The organism is Atopobium sp. oral taxon 199 str. F0494, from assembly GCF_000411555.1.
Taxonomy (GTDB): Bacteria; Actinomycetota; Coriobacteriia; order Coriobacteriales; family Atopobiaceae; genus Lancefieldella.
Genome location: NZ_KE150486.1, coordinates 1 through 21,624 on the forward strand (window position 1 = coordinate 1; position 21,624 = coordinate 21,624).

Here is a 21,624-nt window from a genome sequence, read left to right on the forward strand (position 1 = left end):
CCTCCCTTCCACCCACCCTCTCGTTCCCGAATTGTGGAGGATTTGTGAAGACGGCCTTTTCGGGTCTTTCGAAGGGGGGTAGAGACTATAGTTATTCCCCGCGCGACGCTGACAGACCTACTAAAAGCGCAGCGCAGCGAACCTTGAAAACCGGATACTGAGATCGTAAAAGATCGACAAAGACAGACTAGCGAAATAATCGAATGTGAATGCAAATTCACGCCAATTCTTATATTTCAGCGAATCCGAGATCAGCGTGATCTAAGCGAGGATTTATACTCACCTCTTTTAACCTCTACAGGCACATGTGTCTGTATCAGTTTGAATGGAGAGTTCGATCCTGGCTCAGGATGAACGCTGGCGGCGCGCCTAACACATGCAAGTCGAACGATTAAAGCACCTTTTAGGTGTGTATAAAGTGGCGAACGGCTGAGTAACACGTGGGCAACCTGCCCTCCTCTTGGGGATAGCCTCGGGAAACCGAGGATAATACCCGATACTTCACTTGAGCCGCATGACTCAAGTGAGAAAGCTTTTGCGGAGAAGGATGGGCCCGCGGCCTGTTAGCTTGTTGGTGGGGTAGAGGCCTACCAAGGCAATGATGGGTAGCTGGGTTGAGAGACCGACCAGCCAGATTGGGACTGAGACACGGCCCAGACTCCTACGGGAGGCAGCAGTGGGGAATCTTGCACAATGGGCGAAAGCCTGATGCAGCGACGCCGCGTGCGGGACGAAGGCCTTCGGGTTGTAAACCGCTTTCAGCAGGGACGAGGCGTAAGTGACGGTACCTGCAGAAGAAGCCCCGGCTAACTACGTGCCAGCAGCCGCGGTAATACGTAGGGGGCAAGCGTTATCCGGATTCATTGGGCGTAAAGCGCTCGTAGGCGGTCTGTTAGGTCGGGAGTTAAATCCGGAGGCTCAACCTCCGTCCGCTCCCGATACCGGCAGACTTGAGTTTGGTAGGGGAAGGTGGAATTCCTAGTGTAGCGGTGGAATGCGCAGATATTAGGAAGAACACCAGTGGCGAAGGCGGCCTTCTGGGCCATAACTGACGCTGAGGAGCGAAAGCTAGGGGAGCAAACAGGATTAGATACCCTGGTAGTCCTAGCTGTAAACGATGGACACTAGGTGTGGGGGAGCCTTTCCTCCGTGCCGCAGCTAACGCATTAAGTGTCCCGCCTGGGGAGTACGGCCGCAAGGCTAAAACTCAAAGGAATTGACGGGGACCCGCACAAGCAGCGGAGCATGTGGTTTAATTCGAAGCAACGCGAAGAACCTTACCAGGGCTTGACATATAGGTGAAGCGGCGGAAACGTCGTGGCCGAAAGGAGCCTATACAGGTGGTGCATGGCTGTCGTCAGCTCGTGTCGTGAGATGTTAGGTTAAGTCCTGCAACGAGCGCAACCCTCGTCGTATATTGCCAGCGGCTCGGCCGGGCACCTATACGAGACCGCCGGCGTCAAGCCGGAGGAAGGTGGGGACGACGTCAAGTCATCATGCCCCTTATGTCCTGGGCTACACACGTGCTACAATGGCCGGCACAATGAGCTGCCAACCCGCAAGGGTGAGCGAATCTCGAAAGCCGGCCCCAGTTCGGATTGGAGGCTGCAACCCGCCTCCATGAAGTCGGAGTTGCTAGTAATCGCGGATCAGCACGCCGCGGTGAATGCGTTCCCGGGTCTTGTACACACCGCCCGTCACACCACCCGAGTCGATTGCACCCGAAGTCGTCAGCCTAACCGTTTGGAGGGAGACGCCGAAGGTGTGGTTGGTAAGGGGGGTGAAGTCGTAACAAGGTAGCCGTACCGGAAGGTGCGGCTGGATCACCTCCTTTCTAGGGAGATACCCTCATCTAGATTGATTTACTTTATTTGAGTACCCTCGCAATGTATCAACACTGAAATCTTTGTCCGCATATGCGTCAGTATCCGGTCTCGAGGGTTCGCCCTCGCGTACCTTGAGAGCTGCATAGTGTGATTAATTCGATTTTCTTCAAGAAGATCGCATCTGTAGATACTTTTGCCGATACGGCAAAAGTGCAATCAAGTATGTTCAAACCATTAAAAGAAGATGGTAAGGGCAAACGGTGGATGCCTTGGCACAAGAAGCCGATGAAGGACGTGATAAGCTGCGATAAGCCACGGTGAGGTGCACATAACCTTTGACCCGTGGATGTCCGAATGGGTAAACCCACTAGATTTAATCGTCTAGTACTTCCTGCTGAATCTATAGGCAGGAGTGAGGTAACCGGGGGAACTGAAACATCTAAGTACCCCGAGGAAGAGAAATCAAACGAGATTCCCCAAGTAGTGGCGAGCGAACGGGGATATAGGACAAACCGGAAGTTGCGCAAGCGCTTTCGGGGTTGTAGGACCACACACCATAGAAGTTACAAAACATCGTGGAAGCAAAACGGTATGGAAAGGCCGGCCAAAGAGGGTTAAAGCCCCGTATGCGAATCTGCGATGTCTTCTCGTGTGGCACCTGAGTACTGCCGGACACGTGAAACCCGGTGGGAACCTGGGGGGTCCACCCTCCAATCCTAAATACTCTCTTGTGACCGATAGTGAACCAGTACCGTGAGGGAAAGGTGAAAAGTACCCCGATGAGGGGAGTGAAATAGTACCTGAAACCGTTTGCCTACAAGCAGTCGGAGCAGACTTTTGTCTGTGACGGCGTGCCTTTTGTAGAATGAGCCAGCGAGTTACGGCATGTGGCAAGGTTAAGCTCAAAAGCGAGCCGCAGCGAAAGCGAGTCTGAATAGGGCGCGTGAGTCGCATACCGTAGACGCGAAGCCAGGTGAGCTATCCATGAGCAGGCTGAAGCGGGGGTAAGACCCCGTGGAGGGCCGAACCCACTTAGGTTGAAAACTGAGGGGATGACTTGTGGATAGGAGTGAAAGGCCTATCAAACCTGGAGATATCTCGTTCTCCCCGAAATAGCTTTAGGGCTAGCCTCGGACGTTTACCCGTGGGGGTAGAGCACTGAATAGTTGCGGGGGCTTCACCGCCTACCAAGATTAATCAAACTCCGAATACCATAGGGTCCAAAGTCCGGGAGTCAGAATATGTGGGCTAAGCTGTGTATTCAAAAGGGAAACAGCCCAGACCGCCCGCTAAGGTCCCAAAATCTATGCTAAGTGGCAAAGGATGTGCGTTTGCTCAGACAACCAGGATGTTGGCTTAGAAGCAGCCATTCATTTAAAGAGTGCGTAATAGCTCACTGGTCGAGTGGACATGCGCCGACAATATACGGGGCTAAGCATAGTACCGAAGCGGCGGACTTGCACGTATGTGTAAGTGGTAGGGGAGCTTTCTGTTTGGGTTGAAGCAGTCGGATAACCGGCTGTGGACTGACCAGAAGTGAGAATGCTGGCATGAGTAACGAAAGACGAGTAAAAAACTCGTCCGCCGTACACCTAAGGGTTCCTGGGCAAGGCTAATCCTCCCAGGGTCAGGCGGGAGCTAAGGCGAGGCCGGAAGGCGTAGTCGATGCACAACAGGTAGATATTCCTGTCCCTCCGCACAAGCGCTATCACCAATGGGGTGACGGAGCAGGGTAGCTGGTCGGGGTTCTGGACGTCCCCGTGAAGACACGTAGGCTAAGAAGTAGTAAAACGCGCTTCTTATGAGGCTGAGGTGTCTGACGAAGCAACTGAGTGAAGCTAGTGAGCCCATACTTCCAAGAAAAACCTCTAGGGAGCTTGTCGGAGCCCGTACCAAAACCGACACAGGTAGGTGGGTAGAGCATACCAAGGCGATCGGGAGAACTATGGTTAAGGAACTCGGCAAAATTGCCCCGTAACTTCGGAAGAAGGGGTGCCGGTTTGGGTGATAAGACACGCTCTTTGAGCCTCGGCCGGTCACAGTAAATAGGTCCAAGCGACTGTTTATCAAAAACACAGGACTCTGCTGAAGTCGTAAGACGACGTATAGGGTCTGACGCCTGCCCGGTGCTGGAAGGTCACGAGGAGTTGTTAGCGTATGCGAAGCAGCGAATCTAAGCCCCAGTAAACGGCGGCCGTAACTATAACGGTCCTAAGGTAGCGAAATTCCTTGTCGGGTAAGTTCCGACCTGCACGAAAGGCGTAACGATTTGGACGCTGTCTCAACCATAGACCCGGTGAAATTGCACTAGTCGTGAAGATGCGACTTACCCGCAGAAGGACGGAAAGACCCCGTGAACCTTTACTGCAGCTTGACATTGGCTGCCGGTTCGTCGTGTAGAGGATAGGTGGGAGACTTTGAACCAGGGACGCCAGTTTCTGGGGAGTCACCCTTGGAATACCACCCTCGACGTTTCGGCATCCTAACCTGCGACCGTTATCCGGCGTGGGGACCGTGTCAGGTGGGTAGTTTGACTGGGGCGGTCGCCTCCTAAAATGTAACGGAGGCGCACGTAAGGTCTGCTCAGAATGGTCGGCAACCATTCTTTTGAGTGCAAGAGCATAAGCAGGCTTGACTGCGAGACTTACAAGTCGAGCAGATGGGAAACCAGGTTCTAGTGATCCGGCGGCTCAGAGTGGTATGGCCGTCGCTCAACGGACAAAAGGTACTCCGGGGATAACAGGCTGATCTTCCCCAAGAGTCCACATCGACGGGAAGGTTTGGCACCTCGATGTCGGCTCATCGCATCCTGGGGCTGGAGCAGGTCCCAAGGGTATGGCTGTTCGCCATTTAAAGCGGTACGCGAGCTGGGTTCAGAACGTCGTGAGACAGTTCGGTCCCTATCCTCTGTGGGCGTAGGAAAATTGAGGGAGGCTGCCCCTAGTACGAGAGGACCGGGGTGGACGGACCTCCGGTGTACGGGTTGTCAACCAATGGCAGAGCCCGGTAGCTGAGTCCGGTTGGGATAACCGCTGAAAGCATCTAAGCGGGAAGCCCATCCCAAGATGAGTTTTCCTTTCGGTAAGACCCCTTGTAGACTACGAGGTTGATAGGTTGCAGATGTACGTGCGGCAACGCATTTAGTCGAGCAATACTAATCGGTCGAGCTCTTCTTTTCAAACATACTTTTACCAAACGCGATCCTTCTTCGATCGAACAATCACACTGTGCGGCCCTCAGGGTACGTGAGCGAAAGCCTCGCTTGAAAGTCGAATACCCCTTGTTGGTCAGCGATTATGGCAGGGAAGGCACACCTGGTCCCATTCCGAACCCAGAAGTTAAGCTCCCGAGCGCCGATGGTACTGCGGAGGAAGTCCGTGGGAGAGCAGGACGTCGCTGACCAACAAGGGGCATTTGCATAGAGAGGGACTTTTGTGTGCGCGTATGTGGAGGCCTTGGGTATATGAAGGCCCTTTCATTAAAAACTTTTGTGCGCTACCTGCATAGATAGCATCTGTCGCTCAGACGCAAGTCCTCGTTTGTGGAATTTTAAAAATTCACAATATATTGACGATATTCTCGAGCAAAAATACTATATATTGTGGCATAGTAGATGGCACGCAAAAGCGCGCGCAAGGCTGCAATACTATGACACTAAAAGCCCTGCCTACGCTTTACGGCTTCAAATGGGTTTGGGAGCGAGACTCTCAAGGGGCTTGTCAAGGAGATAGTCCATGAAAATCATCAAACGTAACGGCTCAGAGGTAACCTTTGACGTCGACAAGATTGAAAACGCTATTGCCAAGGCAAACGCGGAGGTGAGCGAGGACGAGCGTCTCACAAAACGTGAAATCCGCTTTGCGGCGCTCAATGTGACCGACGAATGCATGGAGGCGGGGCATACCGTTACCGTTGAGGAGGTCCAGGACCTTGTCGAGGATCAGCTGATGGCGCTTGATCATTTTGAAGTGGCTCGCAAATACATCATTTATCGGTATGTACAAAACCAGAAGCGTCAGAAGAATACTACAGACGACAAGATCCTCTCGCTGATTGAATGCAACAACGAGGAGGTCAAACAGGAGAATTCCAATAAGAATCCTACGGTCGTCTCTGTGCAGCGTGACTATATGGCCGGTGAGGTGTCCAAAGATCTTGTCCAGCGCGAACTGCTTCCTGAAGATATCGTAGCCGCTCACAACGAAGGCCTTATTCACTTCCATGACTCTGACTACTTCGCACAGCATATGCACAACTGTGATCTCATCAACTTGGAGGATATGCTGCAAAATGGCACTGTCATTTCGGGTACGCTCATTGAACGCCCGCATACGTTTTCTACGGCATGCAACATCGCAACGCAGATTATCGCGCAAGTTGCCTCATGCCAGTATGGCGGTCAGTCCATCTCGCTCGCGCATCTTGCCTCTTTTGTGGATGTTTCCCGCAAAAAGATCCGCAAGACGGTTCTCGAAGAAATGAACTCTATCGGCATAGAGTTGAATGCCGGTCAGTTGAGTGACATGGTTGAGAGTCGTCTTCGCGACGAAATTCGCCGCGGCGTCCAGACCATTCAATATCAGGTTGTTACGTTGATGACCACCAATGGCCAGGCTCCTTTCATTACCGTCTTTATGTATCTCAACGAGGCGAAAAACGAGCAAGAGAAACGGGACCTCGCGCTTGTTATTGAAGAGACCTTGCGTCAGCGCTATGAAGGCGTTAAGAACGAAGAGGGTGTCTGGATCACTCCCGCGTTCCCTAAGCTCATTTATGTGCTTGAAGAGGATAATATCCATGAGGATTCAGAGTTCTTCTATCTCACTAAGATGGCTGCAAAATGCACAGCTCGTCGTCTTGTGCCCGACTATATCTCGGAAAAGAAGATGAAAGAGTACAAGCTTTCAGCTGGCGAGAAGGAAGGCGAGGGCGATTGTTATACCTGTATGGGATGTCGTTCCTTCCTGACGCCCGATCGTTCCGGTAACGGCTATAACAACGTAGCCCGCGCTAAAAACTACGAACCCGGCAAGCCAAAGTACTACGGCCGCTTCAATCAGGGTGTCGTGACCATCAATCTGCCTGATGTCGCGCTTTCTTCCGGTCGTGACATAGATAAGTTCTGGGAGATTTTCGATGAGCGTCTCGAGCTGTGCCACCGTGCGCTTCGCTGCCGCCATGAGCGCCTGAAAGGAACGCTTTCCGACGCCGCTCCGATTCTGTGGCAGTATGGCGCTCTTGCTCGCCTTAATAAAGGCGAGAAGATCGACTCTCTGCTGTATGGTGGTTACTCCACGATTTCCCTGGGCTATGCTGGTCTGTATGAGTGCGTTAAAGCTATGACTGGCTACAGCCATACGGATAAGGAAGCTACGCCGTTCGCGCTTCAGGTCATGCAGCACATGAATGACAAGTGCGCCGAGTGGAAAGCCGCCGAGGACATCGACTACTCCATCTACGGTACGCCGCTTGAGTCTACGACCTATAAGTTCGCCAAGGCTCTTCAGCGCCGCTTTGGCGTCATTCCTGGCATTACGGACAAGGGCTACATCACCAATAGCTATCATGTTCATGTCGCGGAAGAGATTGACGCCTTCCAGAAGCTGCAATTTGAATCCGAATTCCAGCGTCTGTCTCCGGGTGGAGCCATTTCCTACGTCGAGGTTCCCAACATGCAGGATAACCTTGAAGCCGTCATCCGTGTTATGCAGTTCATCTATGACCACATCATGTATGCCGAGCTCAATACCAAGTCTGATTACTGCCAGGTCTGCGGGTATGACGGTGAGATACAGATTGTTGAGGATGATGGCAAGCTGGTGTGGGAGTGCCCGCGTTGCGGCAACCGCGATCAGAATAAGATGAATGTTGCGCGTCGTACCTGTGGCTATATCGGCACTCAATTCTGGAATCAGGGCCGTACGCAGGAGATCAAGGACCGCGTCCTTCATCTGTAGACTTTTTTGGAGTTTCTGACGAGCAGGGCGGCGTACGCGGCTCTGCTCGCTTTTCTTCAAAAGATGATATATGGAAGCATTGCTATGAACTACTCAAATATCAAATACTCCGATATCGCCAACGGGGTAGGCATCCGTACGACGCTTTTTGTCTCAGGGTGCCGCCTGCGCTGCAAAGGCTGTTTTAACTTTGAGGCATGGGACTTCAAGAGCGGAAAGGTGTTTACTCCTGAAGTTGAACAGACGATTATCGATTCTTTGGCACCCTCCTATGTCGATGGACTTTCAGTGCTTGGAGGAGAGCCTATGGAGCCTGAAAACCAGGAGGTTCTTGTCGGCTTTCTTGAGCGCGTTAAGGAGACGTATCCCACTAAGACCATTTGGCTGTATTCCGGCCATACGTGGGAAGAGCTTACACAAGGTGAGTGGCATCTTGCTCCTACCGATCGTATTTTGAGATGCCTTGATGTTCTTGTCGATGGACCATGGGTGCAGGAACTCTACGACATTACTCTGCGGTTCAGAGGCTCGTCAAATCAGCGTCTTATTGACGTACCTTCGACACTGGAAGCGGGAGAGGTCGTTTTGTGGGAGGATGAACCGCTTTTCTCTGAGCGCGGCATGCAGTAGAAGTTTTCAAATGCAGCCGGAGGTCGTACAATTATTCGGGAGTATGAGCACTATCCCTGTATTCTAGGAGGACTAATGGCTGACTACGCGCTTTGCTGCTGTTCAACCGCTGATGTTTCTGAGGAACTTCTTCAATCTCGTGATATCAAGTATGTCTATTTCAACTACGAACTCAACGGAGTCCAGTGTCGGGATGACTTTGGCCGCACTAATACTCCCTCTGAGCTGTATCGTAAGATGCTTGAAGGACAGCCATGCCGTACATCGCAGGTGAGTGTCGGACAGTATATGACTTTTTGGAAACCGTTTCTTGAGGCTGGACAGGATGTATTTCACCTGACGCTCTCCTCGGGAATTTCCGGCTCCTATGAGTCCGCCGTTGCCGCCAGAGAAGAGCTGAAAGGGGAGTTTCCAAACAGGAAGGTTGTCGTGGTTGATTCGCTGCAGGCTTCCGCGGGCTATGGTCTGCTCGTTGATAAAGCTGCCGATAAGCGTGACGAAGGTCTGACCATAGATGAGCTTGAGGCATGGGCGCTGGAGAATCGCGACCGTGTCTACGCGTGGTTCTTTTCGACAGACCTCACGTTTTTTATTCGCGGCGGGCGTATTTCCAAGGCGGCCGGTCTGCTCGGAGGCATGCTGAACATTTGCCCTGTGATGGACGTTGAGCCCGATGGATCGCTAGCGGTAAAAGAGAAGGCGCGCGGAAGAAAGAAAGCTGAGCGCCGCATCATTGATATCATGCGCAATTCCTGTGAAGGTGGCTCAGATTACGCTGACAAGGTATTTATCTCCAACTCCGAATGCCTGAAAGACGCGGAGTCGGTCGCCGATAAGGTTCGCACGAATTTCCCGCAGGTGAAAACGGTTGATATTTTCGACATTGGCGCGACTATTGGCGTTCATACGGGCCCCGGAACGGTCGCAACCTTTTGGTGGGGAGCAAAGGGCCGCGCTTGAGTCCTGCAGCAGCGGCAGACAGCTTCAGATGCGCTGTCTTCAAGAGGGATTTTGATTGTTCTGCACTAAGTGTCGTTTGCGGGTATTATAGAACGTGTTCAGGATTATGCGCGGATTGGTGTCCGCGCGGTATGAAGGGGATTTCATATGGGTGATTTTGTAAAGGCCGATGACGTTTTTGTCAACGAGCACGCGACGAGTCGCGAAGAAGTCCTGCGTTTCATTTCCGAGCAGGCACAGGCCAAGGGCATCTCCAACAACGCTGATGCAACATACGAGGCGTTTATGGCCCGCGAAGGCATGGGTGAAACTGGTATGACCGACGGCTTTGCTGTTCCCCATGCTAAGGACGCATCCATTGTAAACGCTGGTGTCATCGTCTTTAAAAATGACACGACCCTTGACTGGCCAAGCTTTGACGAAAAGCCCGTTGATGTCGCGATTGCTCTGCTCGTCCCTGATGGCGAGGCTGGCACTACTCATATTCAACTTCTTTCCAAGACTGCGGTGCTCTTGATGAAGGACGAGTTTAAGGCGCTTGTTCACGGCACCGACGACAAGCAGAAGATTGCTGACGCTATCAACGCGGGCATCGAAGCATAGTTTTGCCTTCTGCAGCGTTCTGTAATGGCCTCGGCAGTTTGTCAAGGCCATTACTTTTACCGAGGTAAGCTGTGACTGGTTATTCTTAGAGCAACAGCATATGTATGTGCAGAGAAAACGCCAGAAACGAGGGCGTTAGAAACAGCGGGTAGCAGAAACGAGGGCGGTAATGTTTAAAAAACAGACTGATCAGCACGTTGCGGTATTCTTTGCGGATGGATGCGAAGAGATTGAAGGGCTTACCGTTGTGGACCTTCTTTTTCGCGCGGGCATTCCCTGTGACAAGGTATCCATTTCAGATACCTATCAAGTGACTTCCTCACATGAGGTAACGTTTCTCTGCAATAAACGCATCTCAGATATAGACTTTGATGACTACGCCATGCTGGTGCTGCCTGGTGGTATTCCCGGTACGCCCAATCTGGCTGCGTCAGAGTCTCTTATGCGGGCAATCGGTGTATATGCGGCACAAGGAAAGGCTTTGGCTGCCATCTGCGCTGCACCTTCTATCTATGCGGAGCAGGGACTTCTTGAAGGTGTACGCGCTACGGCTAATCCCGATTTTCAGCACGTACTGAGCGAGAAGGGAGCCGTACTTGCTCACGATCCTGTGGTAGTTGATGGTTCTTTCATCACCAGTCAGGGAGCGGGAACCGCTATGCTGTTCGCTCTTGAGATTGTTCGTTATTTTCTGGGCGACGAAGCCGTTCGGCGCGTGCGTGAGAGCGTGGTACTGTAAAGCTATACAATTAAGTAGGTGCAGGGTAACAATCTGTAGGAGACGGCATGCCGTTTGTTGAATTCAAAGATGTCCGCAAAATCTATCGCATGGGTGCTGTTGAGGTGCACGCGGTAGACGGGATGAACTTTGAAATTGAAAAAGGGGAGCTTTGCGTCATTGTCGGTCCTTCAGGAGCAGGTAAGACAACGGTCTTGAATATGCTTGGAGGCATGGACACCTGTACGTCGGGCACTATTACGCTTGATGGAAAAGACGTAGGGAGTCTCTCCGAGCGCGAGAGAACACTGTACCGCCGCTACGATATCGGTTTTGTATTCCAGTTCTATAATTTGGTGCAGAATTTAACTGCGCTGGAAAATGTTGAGCTGGCAACGCAGATTTGCGAAAATCCCATGAACCCGCTGGACGCCCTTGAGGCTGTAGGTTTAGCGGAGAGAAAAGACAGTTTTCCCTCGCAGCTTTCCGGTGGTCAGCAGCAACGCGTTTCCATTGCTCGAGCTCTGGCGAAAAATCCCCGTCTGCTCTTATGTGACGAGCCTACAGGAGCTCTTGATTACAAGACCGGGAAGCAAATTCTGAAGCTCTTACAGAACACCTGTAAAGAACAGCATGAAACGGTGGCCATTGTTACCCATAACCTTGCGTTTACTCAGATTGCCGATAGGGTTATTCATGTGCATGAAGGGAAGGCATCAAAAATTGAAATAAACGAGCATCCTGCTGACGCGATGACAGTTGAGTGGTAGCATGTCGCGCGCTTTGATACAGGAGACCTTGCGAGCCATTAAAGGCTCACTTGGCCGCTTCGTTGCCATCATGGGCATCGTAGCTCTAGGCTGCGGGTTCTTTTCGGGGCTTCAGATGACGGGGCGCGATATGCGCCTGGCTGCCGATGAATTTTACGATACCCAGGGGCTCTATGATATTCGCGTAGTCTCTACGCTGGGGTTTGAACGTGCAGACATCAATCGCCTCGCTGCAATCGAAGGCGTTGAGGCAGCTCTTCCGTCTCGTTCGGCTGACGTCATGGCTACCATACACTCAACTCGGATGGTTACCCGCGTTATAGAACTTCCCGCAGACGGGGCCGCGGCATCTGAAAATTCAGACGCCGCACAAGAGCGCCCTTTCAATCAGCCGGTTCTGACGGAAGGTCGTTGGCCTGTGACAGCCAATGAAGTGGTGATTTCGTCTGACCCTAAGAAACACAACGATGTTCCTCTCGGCTCAACCATCGACATTCCCGAAAGTTCTGGTGGAGTGCATCTTAAGGGAGGCGCGTATACGGTTGTTGGCTATGTCAACGCGCCAACCTTTCCATCCAGCAATAACTTCGGATCAACCTCGCTCGGAAACGGAGTAGTGGAAGAGTTTGCCTATGTGCCAGCGGCTGCCTTTGAAGAGAATGATCCGTACACCGACGTATACCTTCAAGTAAAAGAAGCTCGTGCGTCCGTTTCTGGTTCTGATACCTATAAGAGCGCTATTGCTTCCGTTGAAAACCGTATTGAGGACGAGCTTCCTTCTCTTGCGCGTGCGCGTGTTGAAGACGTGCGCAAAGAAGCGCAACGCAGTGTTGATGAGGCGCGTGCGGCATATGATGAGTCTCGTCTTGAAGCCGACCGCAAACTTGGTGACGCGCGCTCGCAACTTGACGATGCGCAGGCACAGATAGAAGCAAGTGAGTCCAAGCTTTCTGCAGGAAAGAGAGAGGCCGAGACGGGAACTTCTCGCTTGGAAGCGGAAAAGGTAAGAGTTCAAAGACAGCTTGCAGCTGCGCGAGAAGAACTTGACGCATCGGCACAGAAAATCTCAGAGGGAAGAGCCCTTCTCGCCGCAGGAGAAGAACAGTATGTTGCAGGCGCAGCGCAGCTTGCGCAAGGACAGGCTGACTATGAGGAAAGCTTTGCCGCCTTTGACAACGCCCGCGCACAGGCACTTGCTGTCCTTTCATCTCAAGGCATTACGGCGTCGACACTTGAAGAAGCGAAAGCTCAGCTTGAAACTGTGGGATATCCGACTGATGACATCGACGCGTTACTTGCGGCGCAGGCAAGACTTCAAGCGGCTGATGCTGAACTCAAACAAAAGCAGACTGAGCTTGTCGCCGCTCGCGAAGCGCTTGATGCTCAAACCGCAAATCTCAATGATGCTCAACAAAAGCTCAGCGCGGGTGAGAAAGCATATCAGGCAGCCGTATGCGATTCAAATACTCAGTTTGCCTCCGCTCAAGAAAAACTCGATGCGGCAGTTCAGGAGCTGACAGAGGGCCGTGCAAAGCTCGACAGTGCTCGCCAGCAGCACAGCGAAGGACAGAGAAGGTATGAGGAAGCAAAGGCGGAAGCCGAAGCTCAGCTGTCCGATGCGAAAGCGCAGATTGATGAGGCTCAAAAAAAGGTTGATGAGCTTGAGGCACCTGATATGTATGTGCTTAACCGAACTAAAGACAGAGGAAATGTAGCCTACGACGATGACTCACATAGAATCGATGATATCGCCAACGTATTTCCTCTGATGTTCTTTCTGGTAGCTGCCCTTATCGCGTTGACTACAATGACCCGTATGGTTTCAGAGGAGCGCACCGTCATTGGTATGCATAAGGCGCTCGGTTACTCAAAGGGCGCGATTGCCGCAAAATATGTCCTGTATGCGGCAAGCGCTTCCAGTATAGGGGCGGTGCTCGGTATCGCGCTTCTCTCTCAAATCCTTCCGGGTATTATCATTTCCGCTTATGCCTCGATCTACACTATTCCCCACGCAACAGCCGCGCTGCCGGTGAGCCTTCCCATAGCACTTCTCTCCGGCGGCCTTGGGGTAGGTGTTACGCTTCTTGCGACGGTGTTTGCCGTGCTTTCGACACTTCGTGAGGAGCCCTCGGCGCTTATGCTTCCTAAGGCTCCGAAAGCAGGATCGCGCGTCTTGCTTGAGCGTATGACGCCGATTTGGAAGCGGCTGTCTTTCTCGTGGAAAGTGTCGGTACGAAACCTTTTCCGCTTTAAGCGGCGCTTATGTATGACGCTCATCGGTATTGCCGGCTGTACGGCGCTTGTGTTGGTGGCTTTTGGCGTGCAGGATTCCATCAACGACGTTATCAATGCCCAATGGCCTGGCATCTTTCAGTATGACTACATAGTAGGGATGAAACAGGAGGCTACGCTTGATGATATCGAAGCGGTCCAAAAAAGTATCGTAGCGGTTACGCGGACGGCAGCCGATAAAGTGGTGTCCGATGATGTTGCCGTTGTCCGCCGTGAGAACGTGTTGCTTTCTTCCGCTTCCGTACCAAAGGACAAAGCCGTTTCAGTGTCAGCGATGTCCCCTCTTGATGCAAAGCGCTTTGAGCAAGTCGTGACGCTGAGAGAGCGAACATCCCAACAACCTCTTGAGTTTACTGGCGATTCCGTGGTGCTTTCCGAAAAAATCGCAAAGAAGCTGAACGTACAGGTTGGAGACACGATTACTGTGTATGAGCAGGATCGCATCGGCAACGTCGCAGATGCCGGCAGACCGCTTACTGTGACAGGAATTACCGAGAATTACGCCTGGCATTATATGTATCTGGGGGTCGACGCCGAACAGTCGCTTGGGTCTCGAGAAAACATTTCTTACGCGCTGCTCTTTTCCGCTCCGAACGATGAAACAATCCGTCAGCACCTCGGCGATGAGCTTTCAAAAGACTCTCGGGTGGCTACAGCAAGCGATATCAACGCTACCATTAAAGTGTACCGGGAGTCGCTTGCAGTAGTGGGGCAGGTAGTTGCAATTTTGATTATATCGGCGGCGCTTCTCGCCTTTATTGTGTTGTACAACCTCACCAACATAAATATCGAAGAGCGTATCCGAGAGATTGCCAGCTTGAAAGTGCTCGGTTTTACGCGCAGGGAAGTTGACGCGTATGTGTTTCGGGAGGTCTTTCTGCTGACGCTCGGCGGCTCGGGACTCGGGCTTGTGCTGGGCAGTGTGCTTGAAGGTTTTGTCGTGCAGACAGCGGAGGTCGATACCGTGATGTTTGGCCGTGTCATTCATCCGCTGAGCTTTGTGTACGCGTTTGGACTTACCCTGCTCTTCTCGCTGCTCGTATATGTGGCAATGCGCCGCAAACTGGCGAAGATCGATATGGTAGAGAGCTTGAAGAGCGTTGACTAACGCTCGCAACAATAAGGCCGATTCTCTTTATCACGTGAGTATGAGTTGCCGCGTGAGCATGAGTGCGGCTTACAAATTAGGTAAAATTAACTACGTTTATAGCTGTAGTCTACGTGTCGTTTGATGTCTGATAGTAAGGAGCATTGTATGCCTAAGGTTTCACTCGTTATTCCCGCCTATAACATTGAACCCTATATACGTCGCTGTATCCAAAGCGTAAAGGATCAGACATTTACTGATTTTGAAGCCATCGTTGTTGACGATGCCTCGACCGACGGAACCAACGCCGCGCTTATGGAGGCAATTGGAGACGACAATCGTTTTCATGTGGTACGCCATGAACGCAACCGAGGTCGCCATCTTACCCGCCGAACCGCCGCAGCGCTCGTATCCGGCGAATATGCCTTCTGCCTTGATGGTGATGATGAGCTTACCCCTGACTTTCTCAAGCAGGCGGTCAGCCGTATGGATGAACATCCTGTTGATATGCTGCATGTGGGCATTACCGTTATTCCGGAAAACGGTGTGACGCAAGCGGAAGCCGATGGTTTTGCCGCATACATCAACCGTCCGACCGGCTTGCTGAATGAGGCGGATATCCTTCGAGTCATTTTTGACGAGTCAAGCGGCCAGCTTGTTGATTGGCGCGTAACACAGCGCCTGTACCGCGCGTCGCTGTTTAAAACGGCCTTTGAGCGCATGACGGACGCCCGGCTTGAGCGAGCTGAGGATTCGTATGAAGTGTTTGTCCTTGCAGCGCTCTCTCAGACGGCCGACGGTTTTGAATCCTGCCGGGGATATCTCTATCACTACGGTATCGGCGTTACGGGAACGTCGCGAATTTCGGCAGAGAGATTCGGAATATTTTGCAGCGAGTTTGCCGAGTGCATCCAAAGTACGCGCGATTTTATAGCAACGTGCACTGATGGCGATGAAATGCAGGATTCCTGCCGCGGGATGATTCACAAGCTCTTGGAGCTTCTCGCAAATGACTGGCTGATACGCGTTGATCCGTCAGAACAGGAGGAGGCGCTCACCGCGTTTGCCGATGCTTTCAATGATGCCGTGGTAGCGCGCGAGCTGTATCGTTTTGTGCGCGACATTGCCTATAGCGCCATTGCTTCTGAGAAACCGCTGCCAAAGGACTCCGATGCACATCGGTTGTATGCCTATGCCGAAAAGTTCGCGGCAACGATGGGTGCGGCAGACGGGCAAGAGGTTACCCGGGCGGTACGCATGAAAGACGTTGCCGATGAACACATGAGGTATCTTGAGCGGAAAGACCTTGAAGAGCAGTACGCCAAACAGCCCATCCGCATTTTAGTGACGTCTCATAAGGATGTGGACGTGTCTCACGCTCTGTCTCTTCAGCCTATACAGGTGGGGCCTGGGCAGCAGCAAGGTCATACGCGTTTCAATTGGATGCTGCATGATGATATCGGAGACAACATCACTGAGAAGAATCCCATGTACTGTGAAATGACCACGCAGTATTGGGCGTGGAAGAACATTACCGATGCCGAGTACGTGGGTTTTGCGCACTATCGCCGTTACTTTAACTTTACCGATACCATCTACAAAGAAAATCCCTTCGGTGAAGTGATGGACACGTTTATTGATAGTCAAACAGCGCGCGCGTATGGCTTTGACGACGAGACTATTCGTACCTGCATCGAAGGTTATGACCTTATCACCACCGGCGTAAAGGACATCCGCAAATTTCCGGGCAGCGCAGAAACGCCGCTTGAGCAGTACCATGCGGCGCCACTGCTCAATCCGCGCGATATCGATACGATGATGGCCCTTGTGGTCGAGATGCACCCCGATTTCGCTGAGGATGTCCATACGTTCCTTAACGGTCACAAACAGTGTTTCTGCAACATGTACATTATGCGCAAACCGATTTTCGATGCGTATGCCGCATGGGTCTTTCCCTTGGTAGACGAGTGGTGCGCCCGTACGGACATGACGCACTACAGCCGAGAAGCGCTGCGCACTCCGGGTCATCTGACCGAGCGTCTCTTTAATATATGGCGCATTCATATGCTGCGTACCGAGGGCAAAGACTGGAAGGTCAAGGAGCTTCAGTGCGTTCACTTTACCAACCCCGAGAAGAAGCAGGCCTTCAGGCCACTTTTCGCGGAGCGTCTTGACGTATCGCTTGAACAAGTCGTACCCGTGGTGTTTGCGGCGGATAATAACTACGCTCCCATTTTGAGTGTTGCCATTGATTCGATGCTCAAAAACGCGGATTCAACACGCTTTTACGATGTGGTTATTCTGCACACCAATATCGGAGGAAATAAGCAGGCCGTACTTCAGAAGTACTTCTCGCGCTATGCAAATGCACGCATAACCTTCTTCAACGTATGGCGCATGGTCAAAGATTACAAGCTTGATACCAATAACGCGCACATTAGCGTTGAAACGTACTTCCGTTTCCTTGCGCAGGATATCCTGTCCGCCTATGACAAGGTGGTCTATCTTGATTCTGACCTGGTGGTTAATGGAGACGTGGCAAAGCTCTTTGATATCGATTTGGGCGATAATCTCGTTGCGGCCACGCACGATATTGATTACCTCGCAAATCTGAATGTGCGCGGCGGTGACCGCATGAAATACAGCCTTGAGGTACTTGATATGAATCATCCGTATGAGTATTTCCAAGCGGGCGTCATGGTCTTTAATACGCGCGAACTGCGCCGTTTGCACAGCATTGTTGAATGGCTGCAGATTGCGAGCAATTCCATCTATATCTATAACGATCAGGATATTCTGAATCAGGAATGCCAGGGTCGCGTGACGTATATACCGGCAGAGTGGAATGTGACGCACAATATCTTCGGCCGTGTGGATACGCTGTATCCACAGGCTCCCGAAGCCGTGTATGCTGACTATCTTGCCGGCCGCGCTCATCCGCAGATAGTGCATTTTGCCGGCGCCATAAAGCCGTGGCAAAATGCGAGCTGCGATATGGCGCAGTATTTCTGGCAGTACGCGCGCGAGACACCCTATTACGAAGTTATCATTCAGGATATGACGCCCGGCGCGCGGAAGGACTCTGATATCACTGAGGTCTTCCACGAGCGAGCCCTCTCGGACGCAAGCCCTCTGCGCAAAATCATCGACCCCATCGCCCCGTATGGTAGCGCGCGGCGAGAAGCGCTGAAAGTTCTTGGACGCACGCTTCGCGGGCGCAAGTAGGAAGTGCGACGTCTATGGTTGAGGAAGCAAAGAATTTCCGCGCTCGCGCGGCGGAACTCAACAGAATCCTGAATCACGCGGCGTACGCATACTATGCGCTTGATAATCCCGAACTGACCGACGCGGAGTTTGACCGTCTGCTTGTTGAGTTGCAGAGCATTGAAGCGGCTCATCCGGAGTTGGTAACTCCTGAAAGCTACACGCAGCGTGTAGGTGGCTATGTGTCCGAGCAATTTGAGCCTGTGACTCATGCGGCTCGCATGTATTCGATAGATGATGCGATGGATCTTGCAGAACTTGACGCGTGGCTTGCACGCACCGATGAAGCGCTTGGAGCTTCATCGGCACATCCCATAGCGTATACCTGTGAGCTCAAGATAGACGGACTTGGCATCGCGCTGACGTATAGGGACGGTCAGCTGATTCGCGGTGCGACGCGCGGCGATGGCACTACGGGTGAAAATGTAACCGCCAACGCATTGACCATATCGGATATTCCGCGCGCTTTGGCAGCTGCTGGACTTGCGCATGTGCGCAATGGTGGTCTGAATCAATCGCTTGAGGTGCGCGGCGAGGTATATATGCCCAAGCATTCGTTTGTACGCTTGAATGAAGATGCCGATGCAGCAGGCAGGCAGCCCTTCGCCAACCCGCGTAATGCCGCGGCGGGTTCACTTCGACAAAAAGACCCGAAGGTTACCGCTCATCGGGACTTGGAAACTTTTATCTATGCCGTCGCGGATGAGGATCCCTTGTTTGTGACGAGCCAATGGGAGTTTTTGGCATGGCTTCGCGACTGCGGGTTCAGCGTAAATCCGCATGCGAAGCGCTGTCTTAATGCGCAGGAGGTTCATGATTTTTGCGCCCGCGCGCTTGAAGAGCGGTCAAAGCTTGACTATGACATTGACGGCGTAGTGGTCAAGGTCGACTCCTTTGCCAGTCAGGAAGCGCTTGGGTTTACCTCACGGGCACCACGTTGGGCAATCGCTTTTAAGTTTCCGCCGGAAGAAAAGCAGACAGTGCTTCGCGAGATTCGTATTCAGGTTGGTCGCACTGGAGCTCTAACGCCGGTGGCGGAATTCGACCCTGTGGTTGTAGCGGGCTCAACTATTGCGCGCGCGACGCTCCATAACATCGATGAGATTCGCCGCAAAAATGTTCGCGAAGGGGATACTATTACGGTTCATAAGGCCGGCGATGTTATTCCCGAGGTCGTAGGCCCTGTGCTTGAGAAACGACCTGCCGACTCCAAGCCCTTTGAGATGCCAGCAACCTGTCCGAGCTGCGGAAGCCCCGTTATCAAAGAGGAGGGAGAAGTCGCGTATCGCTGCGTTTCTATTGACTGCCCCGCTCAATCCGTGGAACGCCTGATCCACTGGAGCAGCCGCAAGGCAATGGATATTGATGGTCTTGGGGATGAGCTGGTCAACAGACTGGTAGAAAACGGCATCCTCTCTGATGTAGCTGATTTTTACGATGCGTTGACCGTTCGCGATATTGCGGAACTTCCAACGGGCCGTTTGTATGAGACGGATACCGACGGTCATCTTTCAGGAGACTCCATTCCCGTTGGCATGACGATTGCCGAGAAAATCATGGTGCAGGTACAGGAGTCTAAGCAGCGCGGCTTGGGGCGCGTCCTCTTTGGTATCGGTATTCGGCATGTGGGAGCCAACATGGCGGCACTTCTCGCTCAAAACTTCCATTCTATCCAGGCGCTTCAGCTGGCGACAGAAGAAGAAATGGCTCAAATCGATGGTGTTGGTCCAAAAATTGTCGAGTCAATCAAAGAGTTCTTCTCGATTCCTGAAAATATCGCAGTGCTTGAGCGTCTTCGTGCTGCTGGAGTTGTTATGGAGGAAGTGGCAGTTTCTTCCGACAAGCCGCGCACGCTTGAAGGATTGACGTTTGTGCTGACAGGTGCCCTTGAAAGGCATACGCGCGACGAAGCGGGCTCCTTGCTCAAAGCAATGGGCGCAAAGGTGTCGAGCTCGGTATCTAAGAAAACGAGCTTTGTCATTGCGGGCACAGCTGCAGGTTCAAAGCTTACTAAGGCTGAGGCTCTTGGCGTATCGGTGCTGAGTGAGGCGGACCTTGACCGCATTCTTGAGACCGGCGAGCCGCCCGTCGCGTAATTGATTCTTGAAATGGAGACATTCATGGCTTCAGATACAATCCTCGTGCTTTGCTATCCTCGTTGTTCAACCTGCAAAAAAGCTCTCAAGTGGCTTGATGAGCATCATATTGCCTATGAGCCGCGCGACATCAAGGAAGACCATCCCACGGAAGTTGAGCTGGCGTCGTGGCATGCCCTCAGTAACCTTCCTATCAGGCGTTTCTTTAACACCAGCGGCATGGTATATCGCGAGAAGAACGTTAAAGAGCAGCTTGACGCTGGCATGACTGTCTCCGCTGCTTGCCAGCTTCTTGCTACTGACGGCATGCTGGTGAAGCGTCCGCTTGTCGTTGGACCTGATTTTGTGCTGACAGGTTTTCGGGAATCGGAATGGGAAGAGCATCTGCTCTAAAGCTTCTTGCCTTGATTTTTGAGAATTAGTCCTGCTCGTCAAGTAAGTCTGTGACCGGCTTTCCATAGTAGTTTATGCCAGTGACTATCTCTTCCATCTTCATGCGGTCATTGTGAATGAACGCGTGGGCGAGCTTGTGGTACAACCCGGCGGCCTCGTCCATGAGGTCGGAGAAGCTTTCGGTTCTACTTTTGCCTGTGGCCGGGTCTTTCCAAGGAAGCCGTTTAGGATTTGCCGCCGCGATATCGTCCGTACGAATGACTCGATGGCACATAGCGGCGACATACGAGCTCGAGGATGGCCGCACAAACATTTCGGTCTTATACAGAACCTCTGGCAGCTTGGTAGTGTACGTTGGATCGGTTTTCTCGATAGCATGATAGATGCGTGCGTAATCGGCGATAGCTTTTTCGTATTCGTCGGCTCCGACGTTGAGTCCAAAGACGGAAAGTGCTACCTGGGAGAACAGGGCTCCCGCAACGCGGCACGTACTGCTATCCGCTTCCAGCGCAGATGCAGGATAGAATTCCTCGACCGTTGTGCGCATTTGGTGCCAGAGCAGCCATGAATCGAGATCGGTCTCAATAATCGAGTGAAGCTCATGGTAGGAGCAAGCAAGGCTTGGGTCGACGTCCACAAGGGCATCCTGCTGAGCGTATACAAATGGATGTACAGTTCTGTCGAGCGCATAGTGGCACAAAAGTCCCAGCGCAAACGCCTCACCGGCCGCTCGGTCAGCTTCAGGCAGATAGGCTACGCCTTCTCTGACCGCGAGAAATACGTCAGTGATATGACTGGCATGCATACGGCGGTGGAGACGGTTGCAGGCGATGGCGTGATTGGGCCAGGTAAGGTGACGAGCTAGAAAAGGATCAGCACCTTGATTGCCCAATAGAAAGGCATTCAGCTCTTCGGATGTTTTGAGGAGGTCAGAGGGCATTTCGTCAGCTATACGCGCCCCGAAAATAAAATGTGTAAGTAAAGCAGGCATCTTGCTCCTTATAAATTTCTTACAAGTATCAGTATCC

The 21,624-nt window shown here is 52.3% G+C and carries 11 protein-coding genes and 3 rRNA genes; 13 read left to right on the forward strand and 1 reads right to left on the reverse strand.

Annotated elements, in window-relative coordinates; genetic code table 11:
* Positions 1-322: 322 nt before the first annotated feature.
* The 13 genes from HMPREF1527_RS00005 to HMPREF1527_RS00065 all read left to right on the forward strand — a co-directional run bounded on the left by HMPREF1527_RS00005 (position 323) and on the right by HMPREF1527_RS00065 (position 20,596).
* Positions 323-1,834 (forward strand): 16S ribosomal RNA (locus HMPREF1527_RS00005).
* 229 nt (positions 1,835-2,063) lie between these two features.
* Positions 2,064-5,004: ribosomal RNA gene (locus HMPREF1527_RS00010) — 23S ribosomal RNA — on the forward strand.
* 108 nt (positions 5,005-5,112) lie between these two features.
* Positions 5,113-5,228: ribosomal RNA gene (gene rrf / locus HMPREF1527_RS00015) — 5S ribosomal RNA — on the forward strand.
* The 16S, 23S and 5S rRNA genes sit together here, the layout of an rRNA operon.
* A gap of 332 nt (positions 5,229-5,560) precedes the next feature.
* Entirely contained in the window at positions 5,561-7,783 is a 2,223-nt protein-coding gene (nrdD, locus tag HMPREF1527_RS00020; RefSeq protein WP_016476647.1) for an anaerobic ribonucleoside-triphosphate reductase, read from the forward strand.
* An 84-nt stretch (positions 7,784-7,867) separates the two neighbouring features.
* Positions 7,868-8,413: an anaerobic ribonucleoside-triphosphate reductase activating protein gene (nrdG, locus tag HMPREF1527_RS00025; protein ID WP_016476648.1), complete on the forward strand. Its 546-nt coding sequence runs from the start codon at positions 7,868-7,870 to the stop codon at positions 8,411-8,413.
* Between the two features lie 75 nt (positions 8,414-8,488).
* Positions 8,489-9,373, forward strand: coding sequence for a DegV family protein (locus HMPREF1527_RS00030; RefSeq protein WP_016476649.1), 885 nt, complete (start codon positions 8,489-8,491; stop codon positions 9,371-9,373).
* A 147-nt stretch (positions 9,374-9,520) separates the two neighbouring features.
* Positions 9,521-9,976, forward strand: a complete 456-nt coding sequence (locus HMPREF1527_RS00035; RefSeq protein WP_016476650.1) for a PTS sugar transporter subunit IIA — start codon at positions 9,521-9,523, stop codon at positions 9,974-9,976.
* Positions 9,977-10,145: 169 nt separating this feature from the next.
* Positions 10,146-10,715, forward strand: coding sequence for a DJ-1 family glyoxalase III (locus tag HMPREF1527_RS00040; protein WP_016476651.1), 570 nt, complete (start codon positions 10,146-10,148; stop codon positions 10,713-10,715).
* 47 nt (positions 10,716-10,762) lie between these two features.
* A complete protein-coding gene (locus tag HMPREF1527_RS00045) occupies positions 10,763-11,464 on the forward strand; it encodes an ABC transporter ATP-binding protein (protein WP_016476652.1) in 702 nt (233 codons plus the stop codon).
* A 1-nt stretch (position 11,465) separates the two neighbouring features.
* Positions 11,466-14,864, forward strand: coding sequence for an FtsX-like permease family protein (locus tag HMPREF1527_RS00050; protein WP_016476653.1), 3,399 nt, complete (start codon positions 11,466-11,468; stop codon positions 14,862-14,864).
* Positions 14,865-15,011: 147 nt separating this feature from the next.
* Complete coding sequence (locus tag HMPREF1527_RS07545) at positions 15,012-18,068, forward strand: DUF4422 domain-containing protein (RefSeq protein ID WP_016476654.1); 3,057 nt, start codon at positions 15,012-15,014, stop codon at positions 18,066-18,068.
* 14 nt (positions 18,069-18,082) lie between these two features.
* Complete coding sequence (gene ligA / locus HMPREF1527_RS00060) at positions 18,083-20,203, forward strand: NAD-dependent DNA ligase LigA (RefSeq protein WP_016476655.1); 2,121 nt, start codon at positions 18,083-18,085, stop codon at positions 20,201-20,203.
* Positions 20,204-20,227: 24 nt separating this feature from the next.
* Positions 20,228-20,596, forward strand: a complete 369-nt coding sequence (locus HMPREF1527_RS00065) for an arsenate reductase family protein (RefSeq protein ID WP_016476656.1) — start codon at positions 20,228-20,230, stop codon at positions 20,594-20,596.
* Positions 20,597-20,621: 25 nt separating this feature from the next.
* Here HMPREF1527_RS00065 and HMPREF1527_RS00070 read toward each other — a convergent pair whose 3' ends face one another.
* Positions 20,622-21,587: a zinc dependent phospholipase C family protein gene (locus HMPREF1527_RS00070; protein ID WP_016476657.1), complete on the reverse strand. Its 966-nt coding sequence runs from the start codon at positions 21,585-21,587 to the stop codon at positions 20,622-20,624.
* Positions 21,588-21,624: the final 37 nt, after the last annotated feature.